18 protein-coding genes are annotated in these 20,049 nt (G+C 64.1%); 11 read left to right on the forward strand and 7 right to left on the reverse strand.

Annotated features, from left to right (window positions below; translation table 11 throughout):
* Positions 1–103: 103 nt before the first annotated feature.
* Positions 104–943 (reverse strand): helix-turn-helix domain-containing protein, encoded by an 840-nt coding sequence (locus ESP51_RS06855; RefSeq protein WP_129520152.1) that lies wholly within the window; start codon positions 941–943, stop codon positions 104–106.
* 35 nt (positions 944–978) lie between these two features.
* On the opposite strand from ESP51_RS06855, the gene ESP51_RS06860 reads away from it, so the two are divergent.
* The 4 genes from ESP51_RS06860 (at position 979) to ESP51_RS06875 (ending at position 5,854) form a co-directional block, all read left to right on the forward strand.
* Positions 979–2,595, forward strand: a complete 1,617-nt coding sequence (locus ESP51_RS06860; protein ID WP_129520153.1) for an FAD-dependent oxidoreductase — start codon at positions 979–981, stop codon at positions 2,593–2,595.
* Positions 2,596–2,668: 73 nt separating this feature from the next.
* Entirely contained in the window at positions 2,669–3,997 is a 1,329-nt protein-coding gene (locus tag ESP51_RS06865; RefSeq protein WP_129520154.1) for an ABC transporter substrate-binding protein, read from the forward strand.
* Between the two features lies 1 nt (position 3,998).
* Positions 3,999–4,910, forward strand: coding sequence for a carbohydrate ABC transporter permease (locus ESP51_RS06870; RefSeq protein ID WP_164990443.1), 912 nt, complete (start codon positions 3,999–4,001; stop codon positions 4,908–4,910).
* 2 nt (positions 4,911–4,912) lie between these two features.
* On the forward strand, positions 4,913–5,854 hold the full coding sequence (locus ESP51_RS06875) for a carbohydrate ABC transporter permease (RefSeq protein ID WP_129520156.1): 942 nt from the start codon (positions 4,913–4,915) through the stop codon (positions 5,852–5,854).
* 86 nt (positions 5,855–5,940) lie between these two features.
* On the opposite strand, the gene ESP51_RS06880 is transcribed toward ESP51_RS06875, so the two are convergent.
* Complete coding sequence (locus tag ESP51_RS06880; protein ID WP_129520157.1) at positions 5,941–6,459, reverse strand: hypothetical protein; 519 nt, start codon at positions 6,457–6,459, stop codon at positions 5,941–5,943.
* A 161-nt stretch (positions 6,460–6,620) separates the two neighbouring features.
* On the opposite strand from ESP51_RS06880, the gene ESP51_RS06885 reads away from it, so the two are divergent.
* Positions 6,621–6,914 (forward strand): hypothetical protein, encoded by a 294-nt coding sequence (locus ESP51_RS06885; RefSeq protein ID WP_129520158.1) that lies wholly within the window; start codon positions 6,621–6,623, stop codon positions 6,912–6,914.
* Between the two features lie 133 nt (positions 6,915–7,047).
* Positions 7,048–7,350 carry a hypothetical protein gene (locus ESP51_RS06890; protein ID WP_129520159.1) on the forward strand — a complete coding sequence of 101 codons (303 nt, stop codon included), beginning with the start codon at positions 7,048–7,050 and terminating at the stop codon, positions 7,348–7,350.
* A gap of 93 nt (positions 7,351–7,443) precedes the next feature.
* Here the strand turns inward: ESP51_RS06890 and ESP51_RS06895 are convergent, their stop codons facing one another.
* Both ESP51_RS06895 and ESP51_RS06900 read right to left on the reverse strand, forming a co-directional pair.
* Positions 7,444–7,716, reverse strand: a complete 273-nt coding sequence (locus ESP51_RS06895) for a hypothetical protein (RefSeq protein ID WP_129520160.1) — start codon at positions 7,714–7,716, stop codon at positions 7,444–7,446.
* Between the two features lie 76 nt (positions 7,717–7,792).
* Positions 7,793–9,373, reverse strand: a complete 1,581-nt coding sequence (locus tag ESP51_RS06900) for an SLC13 family permease (protein WP_129520161.1) — start codon at positions 9,371–9,373, stop codon at positions 7,793–7,795.
* 142 nt (positions 9,374–9,515) lie between these two features.
* On the opposite strand from ESP51_RS06900, the gene ESP51_RS06905 reads away from it, so the two are divergent.
* Together ESP51_RS06905 and ESP51_RS06910 are read left to right on the forward strand one after the other, a co-directional pair.
* Positions 9,516–11,183, forward strand: a complete 1,668-nt coding sequence (locus ESP51_RS06905) for an MFS transporter (protein ID WP_129520162.1) — start codon at positions 9,516–9,518, stop codon at positions 11,181–11,183.
* Entirely contained in the window at positions 11,180–12,697 is a 1,518-nt protein-coding gene (locus ESP51_RS06910; protein WP_129520163.1) for a leucyl aminopeptidase, read from the forward strand. The genes ESP51_RS06905 and ESP51_RS06910 overlap by 4 nt, the downstream gene beginning before the upstream one ends.
* Before the next feature lie 83 nt (positions 12,698–12,780).
* Here ESP51_RS06910 and ESP51_RS06915 read toward each other — a convergent pair whose 3' ends face one another.
* Both ESP51_RS06915 and ESP51_RS06925 read right to left on the reverse strand, forming a co-directional pair.
* Entirely contained in the window at positions 12,781–13,182 is a 402-nt protein-coding gene (locus tag ESP51_RS06915) for a DUF7144 family membrane protein (protein WP_129520164.1), read from the reverse strand.
* Positions 13,183–13,859: 677 nt separating this feature from the next.
* Positions 13,860–14,363 (reverse strand): hypothetical protein, encoded by a 504-nt coding sequence (locus tag ESP51_RS06925; protein ID WP_129520165.1) that lies wholly within the window; start codon positions 14,361–14,363, stop codon positions 13,860–13,862.
* Between the two features lie 100 nt (positions 14,364–14,463).
* On the opposite strand from ESP51_RS06925, the gene ESP51_RS06930 reads away from it, so the two are divergent.
* Together ESP51_RS06930 and ESP51_RS06935 are read left to right on the forward strand one after the other, a co-directional pair.
* Complete coding sequence (locus ESP51_RS06930) at positions 14,464–15,063, forward strand: hypothetical protein (protein ID WP_129520166.1); 600 nt, start codon at positions 14,464–14,466, stop codon at positions 15,061–15,063.
* A 564-nt stretch (positions 15,064–15,627) separates the two neighbouring features.
* Positions 15,628–17,265, forward strand: a complete 1,638-nt coding sequence (locus tag ESP51_RS06935; RefSeq protein ID WP_129520167.1) for an endo-1,4-beta-xylanase — start codon at positions 15,628–15,630, stop codon at positions 17,263–17,265.
* 59 nt (positions 17,266–17,324) lie between these two features.
* Here ESP51_RS06935 and ESP51_RS06940 read toward each other — a convergent pair whose 3' ends face one another.
* Positions 17,325–18,524, reverse strand: coding sequence for a LacI family DNA-binding transcriptional regulator (locus ESP51_RS06940; protein WP_338420339.1), 1,200 nt, complete (start codon positions 18,522–18,524; stop codon positions 17,325–17,327).
* Positions 18,525–18,577: 53 nt separating this feature from the next.
* On the opposite strand from ESP51_RS06940, the gene ESP51_RS06945 reads away from it, so the two are divergent.
* Positions 18,578–20,023, forward strand: a complete 1,446-nt coding sequence (locus ESP51_RS06945) for a GH1 family beta-glucosidase (RefSeq protein ID WP_129520169.1) — start codon at positions 18,578–18,580, stop codon at positions 20,021–20,023.
* The last annotated feature ends 26 nt before the right edge of the window (positions 20,024–20,049 follow it).

Consider the following 20,049-nt stretch of genomic DNA (forward strand, 5'->3'; position numbering starts at 1 on the left):
CTCGTCGTCCCCGCATCAGGCGGTGCTGAAGATATCCAGTAGTGATTCGACGTGATGCCGAAATTGTGACTATTAAGTGACTACGAGCGGGCTCACGCCTCAATTATTCGGATGAACGCGAGACTCGCCATGACGCCTCACGCAAGGCGGTAGGAGATAGCCCGCTTGCCTCCTTGATCCTCCTCGCAAAGTGAAAACTCGTCTTGAACCCCGATCTGACGGCAACGACCGAGACCGGCATTCCCGAGCTGGTTAGGAGTTCCATCCCCAATGTGATTCTTCTCTCCCAGAGGTACCTGGTTGGTGTTGTCCCAACATGCTCCCGAAATAGTCGGATCAGGTGTGCTGGGGTCACATGTGCGGCCTTCGCGATGTCGTCTAGCGTGATCTCCTCTTCGAGGTGCTGATGGATGAAGAGGCGAGCCTCTTCAATACGTTCTGGCAGGGCGGCCGGGTAGTTCTCGAACTCGGCGATGAATCGCCAGAGCAATGCGGTACTGAGAGCATCTACAAGCGCTCCTTGTGCCGTGAGCCGGGTCTGGACTGTTGCTACCGCTTCCCTGGCCAAGTACGTCAGTGCCGCCGAGAGATTGCGCGTTGGGCGAAGATCTTCCAACCAAGCCCGCATCGCCTCGGTGAGCCTATCTGGATCGCCTCGGATGATGGTTTGCGCTGTGACGCCGCTTGTTGAGAACCGAATCGTCTCGATGTGACCGGGGAGGAGGATGCACATCTGGCCGGCTGCGACTTCGTAGGTCCTCCCGCCCTGAATGGACACCATCATGAGTCCCGAATGCACAAGGACCATCTGTATCTGGCGCTGCATGCGGGGCCCGATCTGGCTGCCAGGGTCTTGATTTAGCGGCTGCACAACACAGTGCACAAGGCTCAGGTGGCGAGACGCGATATCAATTTCAGACACATTAATGCGCGGACCAGCCATGTACTGACGCTAGCCCTGAGGGCAGCATTGTGCACGTGCAGAGTTACCGAACCACAGTCCTGGTTGTTGGTGGAGGGATCGGCGGAGTCGCCGCAGCCCTCACGGCAGCGCGTAACGGACTCACCGTCGTCCTCACTGAGCCCACTCGCTGGTTAGGAGGGGTCCTGACATCGCAAGCGGTCCCCCCGGACGAGCATCTGTGGATCGAGCAGTTCGGTTCAACGGCGACATATCGTCATCTACGCAACGAGATCCGGCGCTATTACCGCGACCACTATCCGCTCACCGAGGAAGCCCGCACACAGCGGGCATTCAACCCGGGTGCGGCGAAGGTGTCCGACTTATGTCACGAACCAATGGTTACGGTTGCCGTGATCGACGCGCTTCTGGCGCCGCATCGGGCCGATGGGCGGCTCCGTGTGCTTATGGAGCACGCCCCTGTGAGCGTTGACGTCGATGGAGACGCCATTCGGGCAGTTACTTTGCGCGACCTTCGAACCGGCGACACCGTCACCGTCGAGGCGGCTTGGGTCGTCGATGCGACAGAGCTTGGTGATCTACTTCCTCTCGCCGGAGTTGAGTACGTGACGGGCGCAGAATCACGGACCGTGACGGGCGAACCTCACGCACCGGACCAAGCGGATCCCCTCAACATGCAGCCTGTCAGCGTGTGCTTCGCGATCGACCACGTCGACGGCGACCACACCATCGACAAGCCAGCGGAGTACGAGCACTTTCTGGATGCGCGCGCTCCGTACTGGCCCGAGGGACAGCTTTCATTCACGGCGCCACACCCAAAGACACTCGCACCCCAGCATCACAAATTCATCCCCAACCCGGACGGTGACTTTCGGTCCATCCGCCCCGATTACGCCGATCATCGAGTCGGTGAGATGGATCGCAACCTGTGGACCTTCAGGCGGATCGCGGCACGACAGAACTTCATCCCGGGCGCCTACCGTTCCGACATCACCCTCGTGAACTGGCCCCAGATCGATTACTGGGAGTCGCCGATCTTCGATGTGGCCGATGCGGAGCTTCACATTCAACGAGCCCGGTCGCTCTCGCTCTCTTTCCTGTACTGGTTGCAGACGGAGGCTCCTCGACCAGATGGAGGCACGGGCTGGCCCGGGTTGCGACTGCGTGGAGACCTCCTTGGCGACGCGAGCGACGGCCTCGCGCTGGCGCCCTATGTGCGAGAGGCACGTCGGATCGTCGCTGAGCACACCGTCGTCGAACAAGAGATCTCGCTCGAGGTCCGCGGCGAACACGGGGCCGTGCAGCATCGGGACTCCATCGGCGTCGGCATCTACCGGATCGACCTACACCCTTCAACCGGCGGTGATTCATACGTCGACATCGGCTGCAGCCCGTTTGAGATTCCGCTTGGCAGCCTTCTCCCTGTGCGAATCACGAATCTCCTCCCAGCCGCAAAGAACATCGGCACCACCCACATCACCAACGGCGCCTATCGAATGCCACTAGTCGAGTGGAATGTCGCAGAGGTCGGGGCCCACCTCATCGCATTCTGTGAAGCCAACTCGACGTCGCCGAAGGCAGTCCGCAACTCCGACAACCTCCTTCAGGCGTTTCAGAAGAGGTTGGACGGCGCGGGGATTGAACGGCATTGGCCTCGGATCGTCGGTTACTAGAAATCACGCTTCGATCTGAAATCACGGACCTGAATTACCCATACCCACAACCCATCGAAGGAGATGGAACCGCATGACACACAGCAAATTCCCCACAGGAGTCGTTATCGCAGCGGTTGCTGCCGGAGCCTTGACGCTTGCCGCCTGCAGCGGCGGAGGGCAGGAGGCGGCGAATGATGAGCTCGTCATCACGTGCGCCACCTGCCAGGAGTCCCCCACCGACCCGTTCCTGCAGTACAACTTCGAGGCGGCTCAACGGTTCAACGAGGAGTTCGATGGCACATACCGCATCGAGACGCTCAGCAACGCCAATGCCGGCTCGGGCGATGAACGTCTGCAGTACTACCAGCGGCTGGCTCTCGCTGACGACCTCCCCGACCTGTTCCAGCTCAATTCTGCTGAGATCTCCGCCCTGTCCGAGACCGGGTCTCTCCACGACTTCACCGGCGAGCTCGCGTCGGATACGGCATGGGCGGACACGTTCCAACCCGGCACCTTCGACGCGCTGACTGGCATCGGCGGGGAGGTCTGGGCGATCCCACAGCAGCGCGACCCGATCGGGATCTACTACAACAAGGATCTCTGGTCCAAGGCCGGCTACGACGAACTGCCGGCAACATGGAACGAGTTCGAGGAAGGTGCCCGAGCCCTTGCGGAGACCGGCGCAATCCCTCTTGCCCTGGACGGTGATTGGGCGACCATGCTCATGTGGACCAACCTGATCGGTACCGCGCCAGGAGGACAGGAGTTCCTCAACGAGGGGATCGCCGGCAAAGACTTCGTCGACGACGAGGCCGCATATGAGGCCACTGAACGGCTTCGAGACTGGCACGTCGAGGGCCTGGTCAACTCTGATGCCTTCTCTGGCGAATTCCAAAACGCTGCAGCCGCCTACCTATCCGGTTCGGCCGCCACGGTGCCGAACGGCCCATGGTTCGTGAAGACCAATCTGCAAGGTGATGCCGCCATCGACGGCATCTACGAGTCGACCGGATACTCGGTCTCACCGGGATGGGACGATGGCCAGGGCCTCATCGTGGTCTCGGGTGCCGGATGGGTCTCAGGCGCAGAAGACGAGACCAAGCTCGAAGCGGTGCTTGCCTTCCTGAAGTTCGTCTCCTCGGAAGAGGAAGTGATCATCCAGGCCGAGCAGACCGGAGCAAACCCTGCGGTAATCGTCGACCAGACGGCCCTCGAAGCCGCGGATCTGGAACCCTTGTCATCCGCTCTCGTCTCTGCGTCAAATGACGTAGCCCTTACCTACCCCCACGTTCGCGTTCACGGGCCGGCTGGCTTTGGCAATGCCTGGAAGAACCTGTGGCCTGCTTACGTGAAGGGCGACATCGACACGGAAACGTTCCTCACGCGTCTGGCCGATGATGCGAATGCGAGCGGAGACTAGGGTGAGCGCGCCCACCTTCCGGCTACGCCGTCAACACGGCGGCGTAGCCGGATCCCCCATACCTCGAGGAATGCGCTTCTCGGCGTTCGTCTCGATCGTCCCCGCCGCGGTCCTCTTCGGAACCTTTTTCGCGATACCCCTTGTAGTCCTGATTGCGACGTCCTTCACATCTTGGAGCGGGCGGTCCCTTGAGATCGTGGGCGTCGAGAACTATCAGCGGATGATCACGGATCCCGTGTTCATGAAAGCTCTCGGCAATACGCTCTTCTACCTAGCCATCGGTGTCTTTGTCCAAGTACCACTAGGCGTGGGCGTAGGGATGGTCCTAGCCCTGAAACCGCGCGGCTGGAAGGCGTTCCGGACGCTGCTGTTCATCCCGTTCGTGATATCCGGCGCCGCGTATGCGCTCATCTTCTCGATGTTCTACAACTCGCGATCCGGACTACTGAACAGTCTCCTCGCCCCGCTCGGCATCAGCGGCCGCGACTGGCTGTTTGACAGCGAGACCGCCCGCTGGGCCGTCGCCGGGACCTTTGCGTTCATTCTCGGCTTTGTGATGATCGTGATCATGGCCGAGATCGCTTCAATTCCGCGGGAGTTGTACGAAGCGGCGCGTGTCGATGGTGCTAGCGAGCTGCAGCAGCAGCTCCTCATAACGTTGCCCCTTCTCCGTAACGCGATCGGCACATGCGTGCTCATCCGCGTACTCGCAGACATTGGAATGTTCGACCTCGTATTCATCCTTACCTCCGGCGGCCCAGACGACTCCACCGTCTCCCTCGCGCTTTACGCTTACCGTGCGTATTTGCAAGGCGACTGGGGTTACGCAAACGCCATAGGGACCGTAATCATCGGTTTGGGCGCAATCCTGATCGTTCTGGTCCGCCGGCTTTTCCGAATCGGAGATCGCTGACCATGACTTCCACGAGCACAACGACTTCCACGAGCGCAACGCGGCAGGGAGGGCTCTCTAATGGGCAAGGTGCGCGGGCCGCCGCCAGCGCAACGCCCCGCCGGGCACGGCTCTTCGATGGGCGAGGTGCGCTGGCCTCCGCCGTCCTCTACGCGGCCCTCATCCTGGCGACCGTGCTCTCTCTCCTCCCTGCCTTCTGGGTGATGGTCTCGAGCTTCAAGACCGCAGCTCAGATCAATACGGGCGAGGGCTTCTGGCCCGCACCCGTTACATTCCAGGGCTACATCGACGCGTTCACCCAGATCCATCTGCAGGAGTACATCGTCAACTCCCTCCTGTACGCGATCGGCGGAACCATGGGAGCACTGGTCGTCGCGTTTCTCGCCGCATACCCCCTCGCGCGATTCGACTTCCTCGGGAAGGGGTTCCTCAATGTCACATTCGCGCTTGCCCTCGCTGTCCCGCTCGTCGGCCTGGCTACCCCGGTGTTCTTCATCGTCCGCGAACTCGGCCTGTTCGACTCGAAGATCGGGCTCGTAGTCCTCTACGCAGCGTTGCAGTTCCCGTTCACCTTCGTGGTGCTCAGATCGTTCCTGCAGTCGATTCCCCCGGAGCTCGAGGAAGCGGCCATCATGGACGGCGCCGGATACTTCACGATACTTAGCCGGGTTGTCCTCCCGCTGTCGCGACCAGCTATTGCGACCGTCTCCGTGGTCGCGTTCGTGCAAATCTGGAACGAGTTCTTCTTCGCCAACCTGCTCACCGTCTCCTCCGAGAACCACAACGTCCAGCTCGCCCTCGCCGCCTTCAAATCACAGTTCGGGTTCAACATCACCGGTGCTTTGGCGGGAGCAACGATTGTCATGCTCGTGCCGATCATCCTGTTTCTGGTACTTCAACGACAAGTCATCGAGGGCCTTACCGCCGGAGCCGTGAAGTCGTGACCCCCCAAACCGTGATTCCAAGAGCATTTCGACCTCCCTCCACCCGCTGCGCCGAGTCCGGCAGAATCAGGTATCTCCGTGCAGCGTTAGCCGAGCGCGGCGGAGCCGAACGCCGGGAAATCTGGCGCGACGTAGTTCCGCACCGTGAGCGTCCGGATTGCCGGCATGGTCCAGGCGCCGGGCACCTCGATCTCTTGTATCGGTGCAGACGGGTCAATCGACGCGATCTCGTAGCCATCCTCGGCGGAGCCCCAGTGGCCGGCCGCGTCCTGAACCAATGGGTCTGTCTTGAGGTACAAACGAAGGTCCGACGCGTCTCCCGTTCGGAAGTCCTCTAGGGTCACCCAGACCGAGCCATCGGCACGGCGTTCGATCCGAGCGGTCCCGGTTGTGGCCGAGGCCTGGGAGACGAACGATCCGGTGAGAGGCAGCTGCTGTTCGAACTCGCTGAGAGCCGGCGGTTCAGAAGCGGTGGATGTGGACGGGGTGGGCGCAATCGTGCGGGACGTCACTGATGGCACCGGGACCGTTGCGACCACGCATCCGCACATCGCTAGGGCAAGCCCGACAGCACCGATCCACCGAATTGTCTGCATGCGACTCATATCGCTCACCGTAGTGTCAGCGCAACAAAGATGTGATCCGTGATGCGGCCTAGAACCTCACCCCTGCTGGTCGTTGGAAGATGCCCGGAGCGAAAGGTGTTCGCAAACGATCGTTTGGTGACCTAGGCGGCTACTGTGTCCCGCCTCTTAGGCTGGTATCCGTGAACGCGACCCCGTACCGACTTCGACCTGAAGGCGACGAACTCGTCATTCGACTTCGTTCGGCCTGGTCCGATGCTCAACTCGATATCACGAAAGCGCTCGCGGCCCTGGCGGAACTAGATGAAGCCATCCAAACGGCTACCCAAGCAGGAATAGAGCCTATGGGCATCGCAATCGAAAGTAGATCGCGTCCAGGCCCGGGTATCGAGCTCAAGCTCATCGAATACGTGGTCGCAGGTGGTTCCAGTCTCGACTACTTGGTGGCGAAGGCACCCAAACGTCCAGCCGACTGATCTCGCCGACCACAGAAACGATCGATTGAATGCGCTCTCCAACCATCGATCTTGACCGAGTACACGTGGGACGAGTTGGGTGGCCCGGTAGTCTGCGTACGAAGTCGTAGGGAGGCGCATGACGATCGGATCTATGCCGAGAACAGTGACGCTCTGGGGAGTTGCGATCGTCGTGACGGGCGGGCTCCTTGTGGCGACCGCGCCGGCGGCCGTCGGCGCATGGTGGGCGCCCAATACTGATGAATGGTATTCCGCGGTCGGGATCTTCGAGATCATCATCGGCCTCGCACGAACTGTGCTCGCGCCCCTTGGAGCGGCGCTTATTGCCGCGGGAGTCGTCATGCGTTACGTCGACCGGCGCTTGACGGGTGACAACATCTCCGATCGACCCCGCCGATGGCGTTGGCCCGACGAAGCGCAGAACCGAAACCAGTAGCGATCGTTTCTGATCTCGATTCTTGCGGCGATTGAGCCAAATCTACAAAGTCCACTCCCAAGAGCCCGTTGAGGGTCGCCTCTGCTGAGTCAACTAACGGGCGGGCGGTTCCCATCTGTCTGCCACTCCCTCCGAAGCGAGGAGGAAGCGCTCGAGTGTTTGCGCCCAATCCGGCTCGTGACCCCAGCCGCCGTCGAAGGCGTCATAGTCATCGTCGAGCTCGACGAGTTCCTGAGCCCACTCCGGGCCCTCGTGCCCGATGCTCGAGTGCGCCCAGCCGGCGAACTCGCGCGCTGACATCTGGCCTCGGAGCACGCACCTGACGTAGTGGCGCGCCGAGAGCTGCAGGGCCTGGTCTTCGGTCATCTCGCTGGCATCGATCCTGGGTCCGTGACGGGAGTGCAGTGCGATGCGCTCCCGTCCTGTCGGCCTGCTGCGTGAATCAGAACGGCCAGATCACCGGCACGAGCAGGACCGCTACCGTAAGGAAGAGCAGCGTGAACGGCCAGCCGAAACGGACGTAGTCGCCGAACCGGTAGCCGCCTGGGCCCATGACCATCAGGTTCACCGGGGTGGCGATCGGGGTGAGGAACGCTGCCGCCGCGACGACGGTCAGCGCCATCAGGAACGGGCGAGCCGAGACGCCCATCTCGACGGCGGCCGAAATCGCGATCGGTGCGACGATCAGCGCCGTTGCCATGTTGCTGATCAGCTGGCCCAGCACGACGACGAGCACGCAGACAGCGAGCAGTACGAGGAGCGGGCCGCCAGGGCCCGCTGCGTCGACGAGGGCGCGACCCACCACCTCGGCGGCGCCGGTGGTGCTGAACGCCGTCGACATCGGGATCATGCCGGCGACGAGGATCACCGTGGTCCACGAGATGGCGCGATACGCCCGGCCGATCGAGACGACCCGGAGGAGGATCATCGCGCCGGCAGCAAGCAAGCCCGCGACGGCCGCGGGCACGAGGCCGGTCGCGAGGAGTACGATCATCGCGCCGAGCACGACCATCGCCGCGATGCCTCGCGCACCGATGGGCGCGGCCTGCCCGCGTACGGCAGCCGGCGCGTCGACGACGCGCACATTGTCGCCTCCGGTCTTCGCCTCGAGGTCGTCCCAAGTGCCCTGGAGCAGAAGCACGTCACCGACCTGCACGTCTGCGTCGGGAGCGGTGAGCTCCCGTCCGTTCCGTGCGAGTGCGAGCAACACGAGCTTGCCGCTCGGCGTCGACATTCCTGGGAACACCCGCATGCCCACGAGGTCGGAGCGTGGCGGCACCATGACCTCGGCCACGCCGTTCTCCGCATCGATGACCGCCGCCCGACCGCCGCCATCAGCCGCGGTGAGGCCCGAGTAGTCGGCGAGCAGGGTCTTGGCGTGGTCGGTGAGGTCGCGGGGCACGGTGGCGGCGCTGCGCGCCGGGAGCATCCGTTTGCCCAAGAGCATGCAGAGCAGCAGCGTACCGATCACGAGGGGGACGCCGACGAGTGCGAACTCGAAGAACCCGAATGGGCCTCCGGCGGAATCGGCCGCGAACTCCGACACGATGACGTTCACCGGCGTTCCGGTCAGGGCGAGCATTGATCCGGCATGCGCGGCGAACGCGAGCGGCAGCAGCAGCTGCGACGGCGGAAGGCCGATGCGCACCGCGACGACGACCGCCATCGGCAACAGGGCTGCGACCGCGCCGTTCACGCTGATGAGCGCCGTGAGCAGCGCGACGAGCACCATGACGAGGAGAAGCACGCGCCCGCGGCTCGCGCCGCCCTTCGCGACGACGAGCCGCCCGAGCCGAGCCGTGACGCCCGTCGCGTCGAGCCCTTCGCTCACGACGAACAGCGAAGCGATGAATAGCACCGTGGGATCGCCGAAGCCCGCGAGCGCCTGTTCGAGCGAGAGGATGCCGGTGGCCCACAGTGCGAGTGCCACGCCGACCGCGACGACCGCGAGCGGGATGCGTCCCGAGATGAACGCGACCACCGCGACACCGAGGATCACGAAGGTCACCACGACTGGGTCCATGCGCTCAGGTTATCCGCGACCGAACACGCGGCGCGAAGGAACCCTCGACACCGACGATTATCCCTACCGCACGACACTGCGCAGTCATATTGTGATACGGAACGGACGCGCAGAGTGTCTTCACATCAGCCGGGGGGCGTTGATGACTGCAACGAATGTCGAGACGACGCGTGTCGTGCGCACCTCATGGTTGCCGCTCATCGTCGTGGTCCTCACCCAGATCCAGGCGTCGTTCGCGGTGAACGCGCTCACCGTCTCGATGGCCGGCATCACGACCGATCTCGACACGCCAGCCACATCGGTCGGCACCGCGATCACCGCCGGCACGTTCGGGATGGCGGCGTTCATCCTCCTCGGGGCGAAGATAGGCTCGCGTTTCGGCACGCGCGGCGTGTTCCAGATCGCGGTCGTGATCCATGGGCTCGCGATGCTCGGCGTCGCCCTGAGTGTGAGCCCGACGATGCTGTTCATCGCACAGGCCTCATCGGGCGCCGTGATCGCCCTCATCGCCCCCGCCCTCACCGTCTTCATCGCCACGAACTACCACGGCGAGCAGCAGGGCAAGGCGATCGGGCTCCTCGCAGCGGCGATCCCCGCCGCGGGTGTGCTCGCACTCCTGCTCGCGGGCTGGTTTGCGAACACGATCGGCTGGCGCTGGTCGTTCGTCCTGATGGTCGGGCTCGCCCTCATCAACCTGCTGCTCAGCTTCCGCCTGAAGCGGGTGCCCGCTCAGCCGGGGCTCTCCATCGACTGGGCCGGCGCGATCCTTGCCGCCATCGCGGTCATCCTGTTGAGTTTCGGCTTCAGCGGCCTCGCCACGTGGGGCGTGGTGCTCGCGACACCGCAGGCACCGTTCGAGGTGCTCGGCATCTCGCCCGCCCCGATCCTCATCATCGCCGGCCTCATCGTAGGGCAGGCCTTCTTCATGTGGCTGCGCCGTCGCGCACACGAGGGGTTGCCGCGCATCTTCGACCTGCGCGTGCTCGCCACGGGCTCCGAGCGCGCCGTCACCGCCTGCATGGCGACCATGCTCTTCGTCGGCACCGCGGCGAACTTCCTGATTCCTCTCTACATCCAGGTCGTGCAGGGCCGGTCGAGCATCGAGACCTCGTTCGCGATCATCCCCTATACGCTGTCGATCTTCCTCTCGTCGACGTTCGTGGCCTACCTCTACGGCCGGTTCGCGCCGCGAGTGCTCGCAACCGCGGGCTTCGTCGTCGTGGCGTCCGCTCTCACCCTGCTCGCCTTCACAGTGCGCGGTGAGTGGAGCCAGGCCTTCGTGGTGGCGGGGCTCATCCTGCTCGGCCTCGGACAGGGCGCGATCGTCGCCCTCGTCTTCAATACACTGCTCTCCGCTGCGCCGAAGCAGCTCGCCGGCGACGTCGGCGCCTGGCGCGGGCTCGTGCACAACCTGTCCGGCAGCGTCGGCATCGCCGTCGCGAGCGCTTTCGCCGTCGGCATCCTCGCATCGTCGATCGCGACGAGCGCGGCCGAGCACCCCGAGATCTCCGATGAGCTCATCGCGCAGGTGAACCTCGATGAGGTGAACTTCATCACCAACGAGGCACTGGCCGAACTGCTCGCCACCCGCGCCAGCGGACCCGAGCTCGACGCGGCGATCGCGGTGAACGCCGAGGCACGCCTGCACGCGCTCAAGATCTCGCTGCTGAGCCTCGCCGCGATCTCGCTGCTCGCGATCGTGCCGGCGACTCGGATGCCCCGACAGCGTGCCGGCGACCTGCCCGAGAAGCTCGAACCTGATGACGATGACCTGATCGACCCCGTCGACGAGCAGGAGGCCCTCGGATGATCCGCAGCCCGAACAAGCTGATCCGCGACGATTTCACGGCGACGCCGTCGCTGCACACGTCGGCGCAGGTCGCCGTCGTGCGCGAGCTCGACGAGGCCACGCTCGACGCGATCGGCGTGCTCGTCACAAGCGACGGCGCGCTGCCGGCCGACGTCGACCTCGACCGGGCGGCACTCGAGCGCGTCGGGTTCGAGGCGAAGCCAGGCTCGACGCTCGTGCTGCCCACCGCGACGGGTCCGCTGCTCGTGCTCGTGGGACTGGGTGCCGCCACCGAAGTCGATGTGGCGGCGCTGCGCAACGCCGCCGCGGCCTTCACGCGTGCCACAGCGCGATCCGCACGGATCGGGCTCAGGGCCTCCTCGCTCGGCGACACCGATGCCGCGACCGCCGCACAGGCGCTCACGGAAGGCGCCCTGCTCGCCCGCTACCGCTTCGACGCGCTGCGCCGCACGCCGAGAGACGTTCCCCTCAGCAGGGTCGAGCTCGTGCTCGACGACGCCGACGTCGAGCAGGCGGCCGCCGGCGCCGACACCGGCCTCGTCACCGCGCGCGCCGCGAGCATCGCCCGCGACCTCGCGAACAGCCCGCCCGGGCACCTCACCGCCACCGAGATGGCCGACGTCGCCGTCGATCTCGGTGCCCGCTTCGGCTTCGACGTGGAGGTGTACGACAAGCAGCAGCTCATCGAACTCGGCTGCGGCGGCCTGCTCGGTGTGAATCAGGGTTCCACCGAGGAGCCCCGCATGGTGCGGCTCCGGTACACGCCGCCCGGCGAGCCCACCGGGCATCTCGGGCTCGTCGGCAAAGGCATCATGTACGACTCGGGGGGTATCAGCCTGAAGCCCTCCGACCCGATGCACCTGCTCATGAAGATGGACATGGGCGGTGCGGCATCCGTGCTCGCGACCTTCACAGCCCTGCGCGCACTCGGCGCGAGCGCGACGGTGAGCGGGTGGCTCATGTGCACCGACAACATGCCGTCGGGTTCGGCGTACAAGCTCGGCGACGTGCTCACCGCGTTCGGTGGCACGACCGTCGAGGTGCGCAACACCGACGCGGAGGGCCGGCTCGTCATGATGGACGCCATCGTGCTCGCCAACGAGGCCGGCGTCGACGCGATCGTCGACATCGCAACGCTCACTGGAGCCTCGCTCATGGCGCTCGGCCAGCTGACGGCAGCGCTGTTCGGAAACGACGACACCCTCATCGCCACGGTGGAACGCGCGGCGGCCGTAACCGACGAACAGGTGTGGCGACTGCCGCTCGAGCGAAAGTACCGCAAGCAGCTCGACTCGGAGATCGCCGACATCGCGAACCTCGGCGGGCCCTATGCCGGTGCCACGACGGCCGCGCTCTTCCTCCATCACTTCGTGGGCGAGACCCCGTGGGCGCACCTCGACATCGCCGGCACCATGCAGGCCGATTCCGACGACCTCTGGCGCTCGAAGGGCGCGACGGGCTTCGGCACGCGCATCCTCATCGAGGTCGCACGGCAGTTCCAGCTGGCGCGGTGAAATGTCAGCTGCGACGCTGCCTGCGCCCCAGACGAGAATCTGCGCATTGCATGGCAGTCGCTAGCGCAGTACCGAGGTGCAGCTCAACTCCGAAAGAACGCGTTTGCCCGACGCGTCCAAAGTAGGGCGATGACAATGAGCGCAACGGCAATGCTGAAGTACTCGCCGATCGCCCCCGCAGGATAAGCGATCGCCAAGAAGACCGAGCCGATCACTGAGATCGCCTCGAGCACCGTAACGGTCACGCGGGCGGTGTTACTGCCCCGCAGCAAGCCGACGGCGACGACGATTACGACCACCCCGATGAGGATCGTGAACAGTCCCGAACCGATCAATGGAGCGGCGCCACCGAGTTTGTCCACTATTGCGTCGACTCCCGATTGGAGGAGCAATACAACGCCGCTGATGATATCGAGAAGACCAGAGATCCACGTGAAGACGGCAATGATCGTCACACTTGTGGGCCGCGAGATCGAACTAGCCATGACCACCCCCAAATCGGCGTCGCCCGACGCGGCGCGCCTTTGGGAATGCTAGGCCCGGGCACCGCGCGTGTCCAGCGTCTCAGCGGCGCTGACGGCGACCGATGCCGCTGCCGCATTGCACGGTGACATCTGAGCACGGCGACGGAAAATCTCGGGCGGCAGGTCGCGGGTCATCAAGTCCCGTTCGAGTACCCGCAGGTGAAACGGTGGACGCCGTGCCCGCCATTAAGTGACTACGAGCGCACAGAGCTCCCTGAGTTCCTCACAGCAAACAGAAGGTTCAGGCGCGCGGGAGCACACCCAAGAGCGACGAGGTGAAGGCGACTCGTAGAGCGTCACGCAGCTCCATGTGGAGCACGCCGAGGGCGGGCTCGTCCGCATACGCGGCGAGGAGGCTGGGCGGCGGCGGGACGTAGGACGACAAGGCGCCCGCCGAGACGAGGCTCGGGTTCGCAACGAGTCACCACCTTATCGATGGCAAGCGTCGCGGTCCGCCACCGCACCAGCCGGAAGAGGCCGGGCAAGAGGAAAGCCCTGCTTCCCGGCGGGTCCGGTTCTTTAGGGCGGAATCCCCAGCCCGGCATGGGCGAACGGGCCGGGGATTCCGCATGCACTGAACGGCCGCGGCGAATGAACACCGGCCCGGACCCGGACAGCGGTTCCAGGCCTTCGTGGCGTTATGCACCGGCCGGCTGCCGGCCGGGCCGGAGCAGCAGCACGCCGCTCGTGGCCAGGACCCAGACCAAGAAGAGCAGGAAGCCGCTGAAAGCGGCGATGCCGACGACTCCCTCGATGGCGGTCTGGAATACTCCCGCGAGAGAAATGAGCTGCAGCACGACCGTGGCGGCGGCCAGCCAGCCCAGCCACCGCGGTAGCGCCCGGGTGGTCAGGATGGCCACCGCCGCCCCGAGGAACATCGCGAGACTGGCGGGCAGAATGGCCGCACCCACCCACTCGTTGAGGACGGTGAGGGCGGGAAGCGCCGCCGGGTCGGGCTGGCCACCGGAGGCGTACTGGAGGAGCGCCAGGTTCAGGCCCCCCGAAACCAGCATGAGCGTCACCACGGCAGCGCCGGCGGTGAGGAACAGCGCGGCGAACATCCCGGACGGGCCCTCCCATCGGCGACGCGGGCTCAGGGCGGCGACGTCGGCCGACACTGTGGACGAGATCCGTGCCTTCAAGCAGGCGTGCAACTCTAGAATTCGGCGATGCGGGCGGACTGAGGAGCAGATGGCAAGCGATCAACAGAAGACCCACCGGCGAGTGGGAGTTCCCTCCGGGATGCTCCTTGGCATCCCCTTGGGCATCGGCTCGATGGCAATGGTGTTCGTCCGTGCGTTCGGCCCTCTCGGCAATGGCTGGGATGACGTTCTCGGATTCCTGCCATTTCTGGCGGGGCCAGTTGCTGCTGCGCTTCTCGTGGGCGTCGCGTACGGCGAATTCGCCCTGGCCAGGCGTCGACGGCTGACGCGCGATCACGCCGACGCCGTGGTCTTCACCGCAGAGATGACCCCAGCACTGAAGAAGTATCTGCAACTGGACCCGAGCAGGTTTCCCAGCGCAGAACGTGTCGGGAAGACGCCGCACTTCTTCACAGCAGTCGCTTCGTCCGACGGGATCAGCCTCTGGTATGGGCCAGCATCTCGACCGATCGAGTTCTGGCAGATCGACTGGGCGTCCATCTTGGACGTTCGGCCCGAGGTGGTACGGCTGCAGTACAAGACTGTTCATTGCCTCCAGCTGCATACCGGCGCGGCCGACGGTGCGTTGCAACTCTCGCCGTTCCCGGAGCGAGGTATCGCTGTGTCGTGGAATCGGGCCAGTGTCGAGCAACTCGCAGACTCGCTCAACGAACTGAGAAGGGCCGCGCTCAGGCGCTGACCTGTCGCCGAAACTTCATCACCGTGCAGGGTCAGCCGGGTCGTCGTCAACAGCACGCCGAACTGCGCACCATGCGCCTCACCTATCGAGTCATGGACAGCAAGGGCATCCAGTGCACCATCGTTGACCTGAGCACGAATAAGGGCGCCATCGCGTACGTCACCGAAGATCTCGGCTACTCCCAATCCCGGCAGCGACTTCTCGCCACACATTGCACGCGCATGCTCACGGGCTCTGGACACTGCTTGGCACGAGCTGGTGCGCCGCTCAAGTCACCACTTCCGCAGAGTTTCGGCCGACTCCGTCGGCCGCATCGAATGCGGCACTTATCGCCTCAGCTCAAACGCCCGTGCACTTCGTCACCGGCCGTGCCTACATCGAACGAAAGAGTTTCGGAATGCGCACGCACGCCTGAGGTCGAATGTCATTCTGATGCGCACCGCTCAAAGAGGAGTCGGAGAGGCATCGTCGCCACCACGCCATGCAGTTCCGCCTCACGCATCTATCTACCCCGCACCCACCGGCCACACCGCCCGTGTCGCGCGCCACGCGATTGGAACTGACATGAGAACCCTGAAAAGTACAGCGATACTCGCGGCCGTCACCCTCGGGCTGACGTTTGCCGCAGCCCCGGCGTCGGCTTCAACCGGCGACGACGACACAGAACCCACACTTCGTCAACTGGCCGAACAGGCTGGTCTTCTCATCGGATCCGGTGCAGTCAAAGCCGGCTACTTCGACGATGGGCGGGGGCCGAACTACCTGGATGACCCACGATTCCGTGACGTGCTGTCCGAGCAGTTCAACAGTGCCTCGCCGGAGAACGACCTCAAGTGGATGTTCATCCAGCCCGAAGAAGGAGAATTCGACTGGGACAGTCTGGACCGTCTAGTCGAATTCGCTGAAGAACACGACATGGCCGTAAAGGGCCATGGTCTGATCTCCAACTGCTGTAACCCGGACTACGTCCGCGCGATCACCGACCCCGGCGAACTGCGTGCCGCGCTCGCCTCGCACTTCGAGGCAATCATGGGCCGGTACGACGGGAAGATCGATCGTTGGGATGTGGTCTCCGAACCCCTCGAGGTGTTCGGAACTACGCTGCAGCAGAACGACTGGTACCGCGTCCTCGGCCCCGAGTACATTGCTGAGGCATTCCGAATCGCGCGCGCCGCCGATCCCGACGCGCGACTGTTCCTCAACGAGAACATGGTTGAAGTCAACGCGCCGAAGCGACAGGCCTTGTACGACCTTGTGGTCGGTCTCCTTGCCGATGGGGTCCCTCTCGACGGCATCGCGTTGCAGATGCATCAGACCATCAACGGCCCCCAACCGGGCGTCATCACTGAGATGGTGGAGTCGTATCACGACCTCGGGCTCGAGGTGTCCATCGCAGAGCTTGACGTACACACGTACGACCCGGTCGCGCAGGCCGACATCTACGGTGACGTCGTCGCGGAGGCCCTTGCTGCCGGCGTGACCGAAATCAGCACATGGGGCTTCACCGACGCCCACCTCTACACCTGGCTTCCCGGTTCCAAGCCCCTGATGTTTGACGAGGACTACAATCCGAAGCCGGCGTACTTCGCCGTACGAGACGCGCTGCAGGAGTTTGTCCAGAGCGACTCCGCCCCCGGCAAGGCGGCGCTCTCGAACACCAGCGGATGGGTCAACGGGCTTCACGACGGAAACTACGACGTCAACATGAACCTCTGGCACGGCACACCCGGAAGCTACTACCGGCTCTACGAGAACGACGTCCTCGTAGCAGCTCAGCGCCTGGATCCCGCTAGCAACTCGCCGCAATCTGCGACGTCGTCCTTCACCGGCAAGCAGAACGGAACGTACGTTTATCGTGCGGAGCTGATCAACTCCGAGGGTGTCACTGCGACACGGTCGACCACTGTGGTCGTGAAGGATGCTGCACCGGGCAAGCCCCTGGTGAGCACTGACAACTGGGACCAGGACGGTTCCTTCGTGGCGACCGCGAACCTGTGGTGGGGCACGAACGCGACCTCGTACACGTTCAAGCTCGACGGTCAGGTGGTCGGAGAGGGGACGTTGACCGCCGCTACCCCGAACGCGCAGAGCGCGCAGGTGACGCTCGAAGGCGTGGGTCCGGGAACGCACACGCTCACGGTCGTCTTCACCAACGTAAACGGATCGGCTGAATCGAAGCCGATCGATGTGAAGGTCCGCTGACCGGCAACATCGGGACCCCAGAAGTACCGCCCGGCGGCAGCACGCCTGCCGGGCGGTACTCATCGTGGCGCTGCGGCTACCGATCCGCGCATGACAAGTTCCGTCGCCAGTTCGAGCCGTCGACTGGTCGGATGCCCACTTCGGAGGTCCAGCAAGGTGCGCAGTGCAGTTGCTCCGATCTCGGCGATGGGCTGTCGGATCGTCGTCAAAGGCGGCGAAGCGAGTCTGGCTTCCACCAGGTCGTCGAACCCGATGACGCTGAGGTCGTCAGGGATGCGCAGGTCAAGCGAGCGAGCAGCGGCGTACACGCCCAACGCCATATTGTCGTTGCACGCGAATACGGCGGTGGGTCGAGCCGTCGAAGTCAGCAGATTCCGAGCCGCCCGGGCGCTTGTCTCCATCAACCATCCGCCATAGACCACGGGCACGCTGAGATTCGGATGACGCTCGCGTACACCCGAGAGAAACCCGCCTGCGCGTTCACGACTGTTGAGTGACCGCGGGTCGCCAGCGATCACGGCGAGTGACGTGTGACCACGATCCAGCAGTAGGTTGGCGGCGTCATGGCCGCCGGCCCAGTTCGACGCTCCCACGCTCGGCGCCGATCGGTCAGGAGTGCCAGCAGGATCGATGAGGACGAAAGGAACGCGCGCCCGATCGAGAAGCCGTCGTTCTACGGCGGAGGGCTGCTCAACGGCAACGAGCGCGCCGCGTGACCGATGGTCGACAAGCCGTTCCACCCACGAACGCCGCTGAGTGTCATCCTTTCGAACCATGATGATGACCAAGTCGAGGGCGCTTTCAGCCGCAACCCGTTCGACGCCGCCGATCAGCGCACTTGCCCAGGAGTCGCCAACGGCGGGGAGTACTAGATCGACCAGTTGTTCCGCGATCATTGCATCCACTGCCGCGGAAGGCACACGTCTGTAACCGATCTGAGCGGTCGCTTCTTGGACGCGCTCTCGGGTCGCAGGCGAGACATCGCCGCGCCCATTGAGCACTTTGGAGACGGTCGGAACGGACACGCCGGCAGCGCGTGCGATGTCGCGAAGCGTTGGGGTGCGCGCTGGGTCCGGTCCCATATCGACAGGGTAGTGGTTAGCGAAAGTTGCGCAACCTCGGGGTGGCAACTGCTCGAGCCTCAGCGTGATGGGGCAGTTCCAACGCCGAAAGTGTTTCGGGTTCCTCTTCGACCCGCCACTCAATCCCGTACGGTGGCGTGGCGCACGCCAAAACGCATAGATCAAGCGGCAGCGCATGACTAAGCGACGAACCGCGGACAAACGACGACACGACTGGGGAGGGAATGCCCATGAACTACGACGCGATTAAGGCAGGCGAACTCTCGTTTCCGCCGGGCTTCATGTTGGGGGCGGCTACTGCCGCGTACCAGATTGAAGGTGCCGCCGCAGAAGACGGCCGAGGCCCCTCGATCTGGGATACCTTCAGCCACACACCGGGCGCCACTGCCGCTGGTGCGACTGGCGATGTCGCTGCCGGTCACTATCACCAGGTGGCGACCGACCTCGACATCATGGCATCGCTCAGCCTCGAAGCGTACCGGTTCTCCATCTCGTGGTCACGGGTAATGCCGTCTGGGGAAGGTGTTGTCAACCACGCCGGGCTGGGGTTCTATTCCGATCTGATCGACGGGCTGCTCGAGCGAGGAATCAGCCCGATCGTCACCTTGAACCATTGGGATCTTCCGCAGGCGCTTGAAGATCGTTATGGCGGCTGGCGAGGACGCCAAACCGCCTATGCATTTGAACGCTACGCAGAGATCGTGGGTGCGGCCTTTGGGGACCGAGTGGCGATCTGGTCCACCCACAATGAGCCCTGGAACAACTCGTTCGCCGGCTACGGCCACGGTGTGTTTGCGCCCGGGATCAAGAACCACGAAGCCGCGCTCAAGGCCGCGCATCACCTCAACCTCGCCCACGGGCTCGCTGTCTCAGCGCTGCGCCGCACGATCACCAAACCCGACGCCAAGATCTCCATCGTCCTGAACATCTTCCGCGTCGAACCTGAAACCGCTGCAGACGTGGAGGCGGCACGTCGATTCGATGCCGTCGCAAACCGCATCTTCACAGGGCCGGTTCTCGATGGCGCGTACCCTGCAGACCTGCTCGAGGACACCAAGACTTTCACTGACTGGGAATTCCTGCGCCCCGGGGATGAAGCAATCTGCCACCAGCCGATCGATCTCCTCGGCGTCAATTACTACGAGATCATGCACATCCGAGACCGCGCCGACTTCGATCCTGCCCAGGAGCAGATGGGGGGTACCGCGTTCCCCGGCTCGGAACGCGTCGAGCTGTTCCGGCCCACCGGGCTCGGTCGCACCGCGATGGACTGGACGGTCGAACCGTGGGGACTCGAGAATCACCTCGTGGCGCTTTCCGAACAACGCCCCGATCTTCCAATCATGGTGATGGAGAACGGCGCAGCGTTCGACGACGTTGTCACCGAAGTCGACGGCAAGCTCGCCGTCATCGACCGAGACCGCACGCGGTTCCTCATCGATCACGTCAAGGCGACGCTTCAAGCCCGCGAGCGAGGCGCGAATGTCGTCGGCTACCTGGTCTGGTCACTGCTGGACAACTTCGAGTGGGCCGCCGGCTATGGCCCGCGGTTCGGCATCGTGCGGGTCGACTACGATACCCTCCGCCGTACTCCAAAACTGAGCGCGCACTGGTTTGCTGAACTGTGTCGGACGCGCACAATCCCGGTGCTTTCAGACGCAGGAATTCCCGCGTAGGGTCCGCCGACGCCCGGCGTACCAGC

The sequence above is a fragment of the Agromyces albus genome, from assembly GCF_004134825.1.
Classification (GTDB): Bacteria; Actinomycetota; Actinomycetes; order Actinomycetales; family Microbacteriaceae; genus Agromyces; species Agromyces albus.

What these genes read in the sequence shown, in the direction of transcription:
- ESP51_RS06935 (WP_129520167.1), top strand. Translation starts at nt 15,628, where the DNA reads ATGAGAACCCTGAAAAGTACAGCGATACTCGCGGCCGTCACCCTCGGG.
- ESP51_RS06900 (WP_129520161.1), bottom strand. Translation starts at nt 9,373, where the DNA reads ATGGACCCAGTCGTGGTGACCTTCGTGATCCTCGGTGTCGCGGTGGTC.
- ESP51_RS06880 (WP_129520157.1), bottom strand. Translation starts at nt 6,459, where the DNA reads ATGAGTCGCATGCAGACAATTCGGTGGATCGGTGCTGTCGGGCTTGCC.
- ESP51_RS06890 (WP_129520159.1), top strand. Translation starts at nt 7,048, where the DNA reads ATGCCGAGAACAGTGACGCTCTGGGGAGTTGCGATCGTCGTGACGGGC.
- ESP51_RS06910 (WP_129520163.1), top strand. Translation starts at nt 11,180, where the DNA reads ATGATCCGCAGCCCGAACAAGCTGATCCGCGACGATTTCACGGCGACG.
- ESP51_RS06915 (WP_129520164.1), bottom strand. Translation starts at nt 13,182, where the DNA reads ATGGCTAGTTCGATCTCGCGGCCCACAAGTGTGACGATCATTGCCGTC.
- ESP51_RS06855 (WP_129520152.1), bottom strand. Translation starts at nt 943, where the DNA reads ATGGCTGGTCCGCGCATTAATGTGTCTGAAATTGATATCGCGTCTCGC.
- ESP51_RS06930 (WP_129520166.1), top strand. Translation starts at nt 14,464, where the DNA reads ATGCTCCTTGGCATCCCCTTGGGCATCGGCTCGATGGCAATGGTGTTC.
- ESP51_RS06865 (WP_129520154.1), top strand. Translation starts at nt 2,669, where the DNA reads ATGACACACAGCAAATTCCCCACAGGAGTCGTTATCGCAGCGGTTGCT.
- ESP51_RS06945 (WP_129520169.1), top strand. Translation starts at nt 18,578, where the DNA reads ATGAACTACGACGCGATTAAGGCAGGCGAACTCTCGTTTCCGCCGGGC.
- ESP51_RS06895 (WP_129520160.1), bottom strand. Translation starts at nt 7,716, where the DNA reads ATGACCGAAGACCAGGCCCTGCAGCTCTCGGCGCGCCACTACGTCAGG.
- ESP51_RS06875 (WP_129520156.1), top strand. Translation starts at nt 4,913, where the DNA reads ATGACTTCCACGAGCACAACGACTTCCACGAGCGCAACGCGGCAGGGA.
- ESP51_RS06940 (WP_338420339.1), bottom strand. Translation starts at nt 18,524, where the DNA reads ATGCGCTGCCGCTTGATCTATGCGTTTTGGCGTGCGCCACGCCACCGT.
- ESP51_RS06905 (WP_129520162.1), top strand. Translation starts at nt 9,516, where the DNA reads ATGACTGCAACGAATGTCGAGACGACGCGTGTCGTGCGCACCTCATGG.